Genomic DNA, 11807 nt, shown 5'->3' with positions numbered 1-11807 from the left:
GGGTAGTGCCAGCCGCTGGCCGGCAAGCCCCGGATGCCCGACGTTCATGGGGCTGCCGGCCAGCGGCCGGCACTACCGGCATGCGTCATCGCGTGCGCGATGTCATCAACGGAATCTACAATAGGCGGTCTTTCTTTACCCGGACCGCCCATGAAACTGCCTGCCGCCTGGCTGTGCTGCCTGTTGCTGACCTCGCCGGCCTGGGCCGCGGACACCGTGGTCACCGGCAAGGTCTATCTGGAGCGCGACGGCAAACCCGGCCGCGGTGCGACCGATCCGGGCCTGGCCGGCGTGCAGGTCTCCAACGGCGAGGCCATCGTCAAGACGGCTGCAGACGGCAGCTACAGCCTGCCGGTGCGTGATGGCCAGACCGTGTTCGTGATCAAGCCCGATGCGTATTCCTTCCCGAAAGCGGCCGACGGCCTGCCTTCGTTCTGGCGGCACTATCGCCCGAACGGTTCGCCGGCGTTGAAGTACGGCGGCATCGCCGCCACCAGCGATGTCACCCGCAACTGGGATTTCGCGCTGCAGTCGGATCGCCATGACAGCCGCCGCGGTTTCCAGATGCTGGTGTTCACCGATTCGCAGACCGCCAGCCTGAAGGACATCGGCTACTACCAGCAGTCGATCGTGGCGCCGCTGGTCGGTCAGACGAGGGCGCGCATGGGCACCACCCTGGGTGACATCGTCAACGACGACCTGACCTTGTATCCGGCGATCAACAAGGTCACCACCGAACTTGGCGTGCCGTGGTTCCATGTGCCGGGCAACCACGACCTCGATTTCGATGCCGCCAGCGATGAGCACTCGCTGGACAGCTGGCGCAACATCTACGGCCCGGACACCTACGCGGTGGAAGAAGGCGGCGCGAGCTTCGTGTTCCTGGACGACGTGGTGTACGACCCCAAGGCCAAGCCGAAGTATGTCGGTGGACTGCGCGAAGACCAGTTCGCCTTCCTTGCCAGCTACCTGAAGGGCCTGCACAGGGACCGCCTGCTGGTGCTGGGCATGCACATCCCGCTGTTCGACGCGGCGCCGGGACGCGAGACCTTCCGCCATGCTGACCGTCAGCGCCTGTTCGACCTGTTGAAGGACTTCCGCAACGTGCTGGTGCTCAGCGGCCACAGCCACACCCAGCAGCACGTCTACCACGGCAAGGCCGACGGCTGGAACGGCGACAAGCCGCTGCACGAATACAACGTGGGTGCCAACTGCGGTGCGTTCTGGTCGGGGGTGAAGAATGCCGCCGGCGTGCCGGACAGCACCATGAGCGATGGCACGCCGAAGGGCTATGCGCTGCTCGACGTGGCCGGTAATGGCAGCTACAGACTGCAGTACCGCGTGGCCGGCAAGCCGGCCAGCGAGCAGATCGGCCTGCATGCCCCCAAGGTGCTGCGCCAGGGGGCCTATCCGGCATGGGGCATCTATGCCAACGTCTACATGGGTGAGGATGCCAGCGTGGTCGAGTACCGCGTCGATGGCGGCGCCTGGCAGCCGATGAAGCAGGTCAGCCAGCCCGATCCGCGCCTGATGGTGGAGAACGTGGCCGACGATCTGGCTGACAGCCTGCGTGGCTACGACCGCTCGCCGGAGGCCACCGCATCGCCGCACCTGTGGCGTGGCGCGCTGCCGACCGATCTGGCCGTGGGCAGCCACAAGGTCGAGGTGCGTTCCACCCAGCCCGACGGCGCGGTGTTCACCGCCAGCACCAGCTACAGCCTGCAGACTGCCCAGCCCTGACCCCCGCGCACCAGCGCTCCAGCGAAAGGACCCCGCATGGATATCCGCTTCATGGCCGGCACCACACCGGTGACCCTCAGCCGCCACTGGTTCACCGGCGCGATGCTGCTGCAGAGCGCCACCGAGAAGGTCTGGGTGCAGCACCCGCTGCATCCGGGCACCCACTTCTCGTTCTCGCTGGTACAGTCGTGGCTGCGCCACATCGCCGGCCATGAAGTGCTGGTCGAGCGCACCCGGCCGCTGCTGTTCGCCGGCTTCCGCCCGCAGCGGCTGCGGGTGCTGGTGGATGGCGTGCAGGTGGCCGAACAGGAAGGCATGTAGGCCAACCTGAACCGTCGGCGCGCTAGGCAAAGCCGCCCCGATGCCTGAGAATCGGGGCGATTCAATCGATCCAAGCAGGCCAGCGTGACCATCGCAGCAGCGTCCCCGGTTTCCTCCGACTCCGCCCGCGGCGGTCTTCCACGCCGTCTGGTCGTTGCCGATGTCGGCGGCACCTTCGCCCGCCTCGCGCTGGCTGAAACCCAACCCGGCCAGGCGCCGCTGCTGAGCAGCCATCGCACCTATGCCTGCGCCGAGCATCCCAGCCTGGCGGCGATCCTGGCCGATTTCACCGCAGGCCTTGGCCAGCCGGTGCAGACCGCGGTGGTGGCCATTGCCGGCCTGCTCGATGGCGATGTGCTGATCAATTCCAACCTGCCATGGACGGTCTCGCTGTCGGCCACCCGCGCGCAGTCCGGGCTGCACGAGTTGCAGCTGATCAACGATTTCGAGGCGGTGGCGCTGGCCATTCCTTATCTGCGGCCGGACACGCTGGTGCCGCTGAACGGCGATGCTGATCCGGCGCAGGCATTCCCGGCGCTGGTGCTGGGTGCCGGTACCGGCCTGGGCGCCGCACTGCGCTTTGCCGACGGCGAGCGCCCGGTGCTGGCCAGCGAGATCGGCCATGCCGCGCTCGGCGCCGGCAACACGCTGGAATTGCAGGTGCTGGGCAAGCTGCTGCAGCGCTGGCCGCACGTGGACAACGAACGCGTGCTGTCCGGCAGTGGCCTGATGAACCTGTACCCGTGCCTGTGCGAGCTGCGCGGTGCCACCGCGGTGTGGACCAGTACCGAGGCGCTGATCGGTGCCGCCCGCAGCGGCGAGGATGCACTGGCGGTGGAAACGCTGCAGGTGTTCTGTGCCTGGCTGGGCAGCCTGGCCGGCGACGCGGCGATCGCTGTCGGTGCGCGCTCGGTATACCTCGCCGGAGGTATTTCCGCGCATGTGCAGGATTTCCTGGCCGATGGCCGCTTCCGTGAGCGCTTCCTCAACAAGGGCGTACTGACCGAGGTGCTGCGCCAGGTGCCGGTATGGCGGGTGGAGCACGGCCAGTTGGGCGTGCTCGGCGCAGCGGTCTGGCACGCCGCACGGCAGCCCACGCACGACTGATCGGCAGGGTCGGCATCGGGCCGGCCGTGCATTGCAGACTGGGAGGGGAAGATGGTGGATCGCAGGCAGTTCCTGCAGGCCGGTGCACTGGCTGCAGGCATGGCGGCTTTGCCGGGCGTGCAGGCGCGCACGCAGGGTGGGGCCAAGGTGGTTTCGACCTGGGACTTCGGCGTACCGGCCAACCAGGCCGCGTGGAAGGTACTGGCGCAGGGCGGCAGCGCGCTGGATGCGGTGGAAGCAGGCGCGCGCTGGGCCGAGAGCGAGCTGTGCAACCCCACCGTCGGCCACTGTGGCAACCCGGATCGCGACGGCGTGCTGAGCCTGGACGCGAGCATCATGGATGGCGATGGCCGTTGTGGCGCAGTGGCCGCGCTGGTCGACATCCTGCATCCGGTGTCGGTGGCCCGCAAAGTGATGGAGAACAGCCCACACGTGCTGCTGGTGGGCGAGGGCGCGCAGCAGTTCGCGATGCAGCAGGGTTTCGAGCGCAAGCACCTGCTGACGCCGCAGGCCGAAGCGGCCTGGCGCGAGTGGCTGAAGACGGAGAAGTATCAGCCGCAGATCAACGCCGAGCGGCGAGGTATTCCCGGCAACAGCGACAACCACGACACCATCGGCATGCTGGCGCTGGATGCCAAGGGCCACCTTGCCGGTGCCTGTACCACCAGCGGCATGGCCTGGAAGCTGCACGGCCGGGTCGGCGACAGCCCGATCATCGGTGCTGGCCTGTATGTCGACAACGAAGTGGGGGCGGCCACTGCCTCGGGCGTGGGCGAGGAGATGATCCGCAACGCCGCGTCGTTCCTGGTGGTCGAGCTGATGCGCCAGGGGCGCTCGCCGGCGCAGGCTTGCCGCGAAGCCATCGACCGCGTGGTGCGCAAGCGCCCGGAAGCTAGCAGAACGCTGCAGGTGTGCTTCCTGGCCATGAACAAGCAGGGCGAGGTAGGCGCCTACGCGCTGCATCGCGGCTTCGTCTACGCCGTGTGCGATGCGCAGCGCCAGGATGACCTGCGCGACTCGCCGTCGATCTACACGAGCACCCAGGCGTGAGCACGCGGCTGACCCTGGAGATCGCCAGCAACTCGCTGGCCTCGGCGCTGGCCGCCCAGGCCGGCGGCGCCGACCGCATCGAGCTGTTCGACAACCTGGCCGAGGGTGGTACCACGCCGTCGTTCGCCAGCATCGCGATTGCGCGCGAACGCCTGTCGATTCCGCTGTTCGTGCTGGTGCGGCCACGCCCGGGCGACTTCCACTACGACGCGCTGGAAATCGAACTGATGCTGCGTGACATCGCGCAGTGCCGCGCGCTCGGCTGCGATGGCGTGGTGATCGGTGCACTGGATGTGCAGGGCGGTATCGACGTGGCGTTGTGCCGTGAACTGGTGCAGGCTGCCGGGCCGCTGCAGGTGACCTTCCACCGCGCCTTCGATGCCGCCCGCGATCTGCCGGCGGCACTGGAACAGGTGATCGAACTGGGTTGCCAGCGCGTGCTGACCTCGGGCGGCCAGGTCAGTGCCGAGGCCGGTGCCGATGTGCTGGCGGGCCTGGTCACCCAGGCGGCAGGACGTATCACGGTGATGGCCGGCGCCGGGCTGGGCCCGGCCAACATCGCCGCCGTCGCACGACGCAGCGGCTGCACCGAACTGCACGCCTCGGCCAAAGGCCTGAGGCGCTCGGCCATGCAGTTCCAGAACCCGGCGCTGCGCGGGCTGGGCCCGGACTGGAGCCAGACCGCCACCGCGACCGTGGCCGCACTGCGTCAGGCCCTCGACGGCTGATCGCAGGGCCGGGGTCGGATCCCTTCGCAGAAGGGCTCCGACCCCACCCGACGCAATCGGGTCATAGCCCTTCTGCGAAGGGATCCGACCCCGGCGCTGTCCTGCGACGGACAAATCCGTTCCGCGCGCGATTGTCGCGATCGCGTCATTGACGTGTGCGCTGTTCTCTCAGCGATGTTTTGCAACCCTTTGATTGTTCTGGATGCCGGCAGCCGATAGCGGCATTCCCTCGGGCATTGCTGCATCGCCGCATGCCCGGCGTGGTTCAGCTGTGCTTTAGTTTGGATCGATCCACAGGGGAGGGTGTCGGGATGGTCTTGAACCGATCCAGGTGCCCGGATCAGCCGTAGCGCCGCGCCACCACCCGTCCGTGCGTCCACACTTTCGAAGAGCAACCACCCATGGCTCAGAACGTCCGCAAGCGTCGTCACCTGCTGTCCCAGGCCCTGGTCCTGGCCCTGTTGCCCCTGGCTGCCAGTGCACAGGAAGCTGCCAGTTCGTCCACCAAGGATCTCGACGCGGTCACCGTCACCGGCTCGCGCATCAAGCGCGCCAGCGTCGAAGGCCCGGCACCGGTCAACGTGATCACCGCCGCGCAGATCCAGAAGGAAGGCTTCGTCAGCGTGTACGACGCGCTGAAGACCCTCACCGAAGCGACCGGCACTGTTGAAGCCGCCTCGCAGTGGGGTTCGCATACGCCCAATGCCAGCGGCCTGAACCTGCGCGGGATGGGCCCGAACCGCTCGCTGCTGCTGGTCAACGGACGTCGCGTGGCCGACTACCCGCTGCCCTATGGCGGTGAAACCAACTTCTCCAACTACGGCAACATTCCGGCCGCGGCGGTGGAGCGCATCGAAGTGCTGACCGGTGGCGCCTCGGCCATCTATGGCTCGGATGCGATCGCCGGCGTGGTCAATGTCATCCTGAAGACCAACTACGACGGCGACGAAGTGCGCGTGCGTGGCGGCACCTCCACCGAGGGTGGGCGCGACACCTGGGACCTGTCCTGGGCCGGCGGCAAGACCGGTGACAACTGGAGCGTGACCTACGCGCTGCAGTACACCAAGCGCGATCCGTTGTTCGGCCGTGACCGCCCGCAGATGGACGATGCCGATGATGCGCCGTACCCGTCCTGGAACATGGAACAACGCAAGGTCGGCTTCCGTCCTACCGCCGGACTGGCGTTGATCGATCCGACCACGGGCCAGCGCCTGGCGCCGCCCACCGGCACCTGCGAGAAGTTCGGCAGTGAGTACTACACCGCCGATCGACTGGTCTACAACTACGCCGCCAACACCATCACCAACACCGGCCGCCTGTGCGGCATGAGCGCCGACTACGCCAACTGGCTGCTCACCGGCGGTGCCGAGAACGTGTCCGGCAACCTGTATGCCACCTTTGATTTCAGCAATGACCTGCAGGCCTGGACCAATCTGGCGGTCTACCGTTCCGAAGCGATCTGGGGCACCAATCCGCCCGGCGTGTCGCTGATCGACGATGACAACGGCTACTACTGGGACGCCAACCGCAACCGCCCGATTCTTGGCGTGCGCCAGTTCACCCCGAATGAGGTTGGCGGGCTGGATACGTTGCGCAACACCAACCGCGAACTGTCCTGGGACTGGAGCGCTGGCCTGCGTGGCCGCCTGGCCGATCGCTTCGACTGGAGCGCCACGGTGGGGCGTTCCTATTACCGCGTGGAAGAACGGCAGAACGTGGTCGACAAGCAGAAGTCGTACGACTACTTCCTCGGCCCGAAGCTTGGCACCACGGCCGATGGCGAGGCGATCTACGCCTTGAACGAATCGCGCTGGTGGAATCCGCTGACGCCGGACCAGTACTGGCAGATGGGTACGGTGGCGAAGAACCGTGCGGCGTCCTGGGTCAACCAGGCGTCGGCGGATATCACCGGCGAACTGTTCCAGGGCTGGGCCGGCCCGATCTCGTTCGCCGCGGTGGCTGAAATCGCGCAGCAGGGTTATCACCTCAGCCCCGACCCACGCGCCGGCATCGACTTCGACCTGCAGAACGTCGATCGCGGTGGCGGCGAGCGCACCCGCTATTCGGCCGGCGTCGAGTTCAAGATTCCGCTGCTGGACAGCGTGACCGCCACTGCGGCCGCGCGCTATGACCGCTATGGCAACTACAAGGCCGACGACAGCAGCGAAGCACTGAACATCGGCAGCCAGAAGGAAACCACCTGGAACGTCGGCCTGGAATGGCGCCCGGTTGAATCGCTGCTGGTGCGTGGCTCCTATGCCACCAGCTTCCATGCGCCGGACATGCATTACCTGCTGGGCCAGCCGAGCAGCTCCGAAGTGCAGACCTATGACCGCCTGCGCTGCATCCAGAGCGGTGCCTACCTGGTCAACAACTGCGGCGTGGGCAACACCGATGTCTGGTACACCTTCGACGTGAACCGCCGTGGCACGCCGCTGCTGCGCTCGGAAACCGGTGATTCGTGGACGGTCGGTTTCGTCTGGGACGTGATGCCGAACCTGTCGGTCAGTGCCGACTACTGGGCGATCAAGCTGGAAGACATGATCGTCGACGTCGGCGCCGATGAGGTGCTGGCCAGCGAGGCCGGCTGCCTGACCGGCAAGAACATCGATGGCACGCCATGGGCCAATCCGGCCGGTGGCGACTACTGCGCCGGCATCCTGGCCCGCGTGAACCGTGACGGCAGCGGCCGCCTGGTGTCGATCGAGCGCGGCCCGTTCAACCTGGCCAGCCGCGAAGTGCGTGGTGTCGACCTGACCGCACGCTATCGCCTGGAAACCGCGCAGTGGGGCAGTTTCCAGCTGGGTCTGAACTACACCAACCAGATCTCGACCAAGGAACAGCGCTACGCCAACGACCCGAACCCGGAACGCCGCGACCGCGACCTGCGCAGCAAGCTGCGCGCGAGCCTGGGCTGGCAGCGCGGCAACTGGAATGCCAATGTCTATGCCGACCGCGTGGGCTCGGTGCCGGGCGTGCGCTACCACTGGGGCACCGACCGCCTGGACAACCCCGGCGGCTGCCTGCCGTTCGCCGACGGCTACGTGCCCAGCGACAGCCCGTCGCTGAACTGCCTGGAGCCGGCGACACGTCCGGACGGCTCGCCGAACCCGAACCCCAATGCCGGGCAGCAGACGGCGCGCTACTACGGTCGAGTGGGGCCGTTCATCACCTGGAACTTCAACGTGGGCTACCAGGTGACCGTACACGCGAAGGTAAACGTGTACGTCAACAACGCCTTCAACTCCGCCAGCTGGAACCACAAGGACCCGTACAAGCTGGATTACGACTTCGCCCCGACCCGCCTGCTGGGCGCGGTCGGCCGCGAGTTCGCGTTGGAGTACGTGTTCACCTTCTGAGCAGACCCGCAGGGGGCGCCGGGCTTGATCCGCCTGGCGCCTCCGTCCGCTCGGTAGTTCCACGCCATGCGTGGATGAACCCCATCATGAACCCCGGGGTGGCTGGATTTGACCTTCCCACGATGGCAAGGTTTAGCCTGTCCGCATCCAGAAGGAACCCCGGGAATCCGATCATGAGCACGCCCCGCGCCATTGCAGCCCCCGCAAGCCCCGCCACCATCAGCCTGCCCATCGAAGGCATGACCTGCGCCAGCTGTGTCGGCCGGGTCGAGGCGGCGCTGTCCAGGGTCGAAGGTGTGGGAAGTGTTTCGGTCAATCTGGCCACCGAGCGCGCGGATATCCGCCCGTCGGGCCCGGTCGATCGGGCCGCGCTGATCCAGGCGGTGGAGCGGGTGGGCTATGACGTGCCCGCCGCTACCGTTGAACTGGCCGTGGAAGGCATGACCTGCGCGTCCTGCGTGGGCCGCGTGGAGCGCGCGTTGCTGGCGGTGCCAGGCGTGAGCCAGGCCAGCGTGAACCTGGCCACGGAGCGTGCGACCGTGCGCGGCGTGGCTGATACGGCCGCCTTGGTTGCGGCCATCGACAAGGTCGGCTACGCCGCCCGCCCGATCGAGGCCGGTGTGCAGTCCGATGATGAAGCCGCTGAAAAGAAGGATGCCGAGCGCGCCGAACTGAAGCGCGACCTGACCGTGGCGACCGCGCTGGCGCTGCCGGTGTTCGTGCTGGAGATGGGCTCGCACCTGATTCCCGGCATGCACGAATGGGTGATGGCCACCATCGGCATGCAGGCCAGCTGGTACCTGCAGTTCGTACTGACCCTGCTGGTGCTGGCCATTCCCGGCCGCCGTTTCTACCAGAAGGGGTTCCCGGCACTGCTGCGGCTGGCGCCGGACATGAATTCGCTGGTGGCGGTGGGCACCGCCGCAGCGTTCGGTTATTCGGTGGTGGCGACCTTTGCACCGCGGCTGCTGCCGCCGGGCACGGTGAACGTCTACTACGAAGCGGCCGCGGTCATCGTCGCGCTGATCCTGCTCGGCCGCTTCCTCGAGGCCCGCGCCAAGGGCCGTACCTCCGAAGCGATCAAGCGTCTGGTCAACCTGCAGGCCAAGGTCGCCCACGTGATCCGTGACGGCCGCACCGTCGATATCCCGGTCAATGAAGTGCAGAGCGGCGACGTGGTGGAAGTGCGGCCAGGCGAGCGTGTGCCGGTCGATGGCGAGGTGGTTGAAGGCCGCAGCTACATCGACGAATCGATGATCAGCGGCGAGCCGATCCCGGTTGAGAAGCAGCCGGGCAGCAACGTGGTGGGCGGTACGGTCAACCAGAAGGGCGCACTGACGGTACGTGCGACGGCGGTGGGCGCGCAGACCATGCTGGCGCAGATCATCCGCATGGTCGAACAGGCGCAGGGCTCGAAGCTGCCGATCCAGGCGGTGGTTGACAAGGTCACGCTGTGGTTCGTGCCGACGGTGATGCTGGCCGCGCTGGCGACCTTCCTGGTCTGGTTGATCTTCGGTCCGTCACCGGCGCTGAGCTTCGCGCTGGTCAATGCGGTGGCGGTGCTGATCATTGCCTGCCCGTGCGCGATGGGGTTGGCGACCCCGACCTCGATCATGGTCGGGACCGGCCGTGGCGCTGAAATGGGCGTGCTGTTCCGCAAGGGCGAGGCGCTGCAGCTGCTGAAGGACGCGCAGGTGGTGGCGGTGGACAAGACCGGTACGCTGACCGAGGGCCGCCCGCGCTTGACCGATCTGGAGATCGCCAGCGGTTTTGATCACGGCACGGTGCTGGCGGCGGTGGCGGCGGTGGAGTCGCGCTCGGAGCATCCGATTGCCCGCGCCATCGTCGATGCAGCCACCGAGCAGGGCATCGCGCTGCCGTCGATGGTCGATTTCGAATCGGTCACCGGCATGGGCGTGCGTGCCAACGTTGATGGTGCGCGGGTGGAGGTCGGTGCCGATCGCTTCATGCGCGACCTGGGCGTGGACATCACTTTGTTTGCGACGCTGGCGGCAGAGCTGGGCACCCAGGGCAAGTCGCCGCTGTATGCCGCCATCGACGGCCGCCTGGCCGCAATCATCGCGGTATCCGATCCGATCAAGCCGAGCACGCCGGCCGCAATCGCGGCACTGCATCAGCTTGGCCTGAAGGTGGCGATGATCACCGGTGACAACGCTGGTACCGCGCAGGCGATCGCGCGCCAGCTCGGCATCGACGAAGTGGTGGCCGAGGTGCTGCCGGAAGGCAAGGTCGACGCGGTGCGCCGCTTGAAGGCCACGCATGGCCATGTCGCCTTCGTCGGCGACGGCATCAACGATGCGCCGGCACTGGCTGAAGCCGATGTCGGCCTGGCCATCGGGACCGGCACGGATATCGCAGTTGAATCGGCCGATGTGGTGCTGATGTCGGGCAACCTGCAGGGGGTGCCGAATGCCATCGCGCTGTCGAAGGCGACGCTGGGCAACATCCGGCAGAACCTGTTCTGGGCCTTCGCCTACAACACCGCGTTGATTCCGGTGGCCGCCGGCGTGCTGTACCCGGTCTGGGGCGTGCTGCTGTCACCGGTGTTCGCGGCCGGTGCGATGGCCCTGTCCAGCGTGTTCGTGCTGGGCAACGCGCTGCGCCTGCGCCGCTTCCAGCCGCCGATGGCGGATGCCGCCGCCGTCACTCATTGAGGGGGATGCCCATGAACATCGGTGAAGCCGCCAAGGCCTCCAGCGTGTCGGCGAAGATGATCCGCTACTACGAACAGATCGGCCTGATTCCCGCCGCTGATAGAACCGAGTCGGGCTACCGGGCGTATTCGCAGGCGGACATCCACCGTCTGCGCTTCATTCGCCGCGCGCGCGATCTCGGCTTCCAGGTGGCCGAGATCGCTGATCTTCTGGGCCTCTGGAATGACACCTCGCGGCACAGTGCCGACGTGAAGCACCTGGCCGAACAGCACATTGCCGATCTGGAACAGCGCATCGAGCACATGCGGCAGATGGCCGACACGCTGAAATCGCTGATCAGTTGTTGTGCGGGCGACGAGCGGCCGGAGTGCCCGATCCTGCAGCGGCTGGGTGAGGACGATCAGACGACGGTGCCGATCGATACCGCGAAGACCGGTGCGGTGCGGCGGCGTACGCACAAGCATTGACTCGATATCGCATGCATGAAAAAGCCCGCGGGTGCAACAGCACCGGGCGGGCTTTTCTGTGTGAGACGGGGTAGGGGATCAGGCAGTACGCGGCGGGAAGCCTGCGTCGTTCACTGCGGCGAAGACGTCTTCCTGCGATGCGGTGGTCTGCACCTTGACCAGGCCGGTCGGCGGGTCGGCGACCACGCTGGCGTTGGGATCGATCTGCTGGATCGCACGGGTCACGCTGCGCGCGCAGCCGCCGCAGGTCATGCCATCGACATGGAATTCCATCTGTAGCTCCTTCAGTGCTCTTGGGGTGGAGTCAGTGTGCACCTTCCAACGATGGCAGGGTCAAGCGCCGGGCTGAACGACAGGCAA

The 11807-nt window shown here is 66.9% G+C and carries 9 protein-coding genes; 8 read left to right on the top strand and 1 reads right to left on the bottom strand.

Annotation, left to right across the window (positions count from 1 at the left end; translation table 11 throughout):
* Window positions 1-150: 150 nt before the first annotated feature.
* The 8 genes from AC5P68_RS15400 to cueR all read left to right on the top strand — a co-directional run bounded on the left by AC5P68_RS15400 (window position 151) and on the right by cueR (window position 11447).
* Window positions 151-1740: a calcineurin-like phosphoesterase C-terminal domain-containing protein gene (locus AC5P68_RS15400; RefSeq protein ID WP_184013843.1), complete on the top strand. Its 1590-nt coding sequence runs from the start codon at window positions 151-153 to the stop codon at window positions 1738-1740.
* 36 nt (window positions 1741-1776) lie between these two features.
* Complete coding sequence (locus AC5P68_RS15395; protein WP_005409434.1) at window positions 1777-2061, top strand: hypothetical protein; 285 nt, start codon at window positions 1777-1779, stop codon at window positions 2059-2061.
* 84 nt (window positions 2062-2145) lie between these two features.
* Window positions 2146-3168: a glucokinase gene (locus AC5P68_RS15390; RefSeq protein ID WP_033833302.1), complete on the top strand. Its 1023-nt coding sequence runs from the start codon at window positions 2146-2148 to the stop codon at window positions 3166-3168.
* 51 nt (window positions 3169-3219) lie between these two features.
* Window positions 3220-4218, top strand: a complete 999-nt coding sequence (locus AC5P68_RS15385) for a glycosylasparaginase (RefSeq protein WP_049395194.1) — start codon at window positions 3220-3222, stop codon at window positions 4216-4218.
* Window positions 4215-4946 carry a copper homeostasis protein CutC gene (locus tag AC5P68_RS15380; protein WP_049433129.1) on the top strand — a complete coding sequence of 244 codons (732 nt, stop codon included), beginning with the start codon at window positions 4215-4217 and terminating at the stop codon, window positions 4944-4946. The genes AC5P68_RS15385 and AC5P68_RS15380 overlap by 4 nt, the downstream gene beginning before the upstream one ends.
* A 401-nt stretch (window positions 4947-5347) precedes the next feature.
* A complete protein-coding gene (locus tag AC5P68_RS15375; protein ID WP_414498142.1) occupies window positions 5348-8305 on the top strand; it encodes a TonB-dependent receptor plug domain-containing protein in 2958 nt (985 codons plus the stop codon).
* Window positions 8306-8478: 173 nt separating this feature from the next.
* Complete coding sequence (locus AC5P68_RS15370; RefSeq protein ID WP_288418763.1) at window positions 8479-10980, top strand: heavy metal translocating P-type ATPase; 2502 nt, start codon at window positions 8479-8481, stop codon at window positions 10978-10980.
* 11 nt (window positions 10981-10991) lie between these two features.
* A complete protein-coding gene (gene cueR / locus AC5P68_RS15365) occupies window positions 10992-11447 on the top strand; it encodes a Cu(I)-responsive transcriptional regulator (protein WP_288418765.1) in 456 nt (151 codons plus the stop codon).
* Window positions 11448-11525: 78 nt separating this feature from the next.
* Here the strand turns inward: cueR and AC5P68_RS15360 are convergent, their stop codons facing one another.
* The gene (locus AC5P68_RS15360; protein ID WP_005409441.1) at window positions 11526-11720 is read right to left on the bottom strand and encodes a heavy-metal-associated domain-containing protein; all 195 of its coding nucleotides are present in this window, start codon (window positions 11718-11720) and stop codon (window positions 11526-11528) included.
* Between the last annotated feature and the right edge of the window lie 87 nt (window positions 11721-11807).

This window comes from Stenotrophomonas sp. YJH_SMC_58, assembly GCF_059369635.1.
Note: the sequence above shows the minus strand (reverse complement) of the source record. Positions and strands in the feature narration are given on the sequence as shown.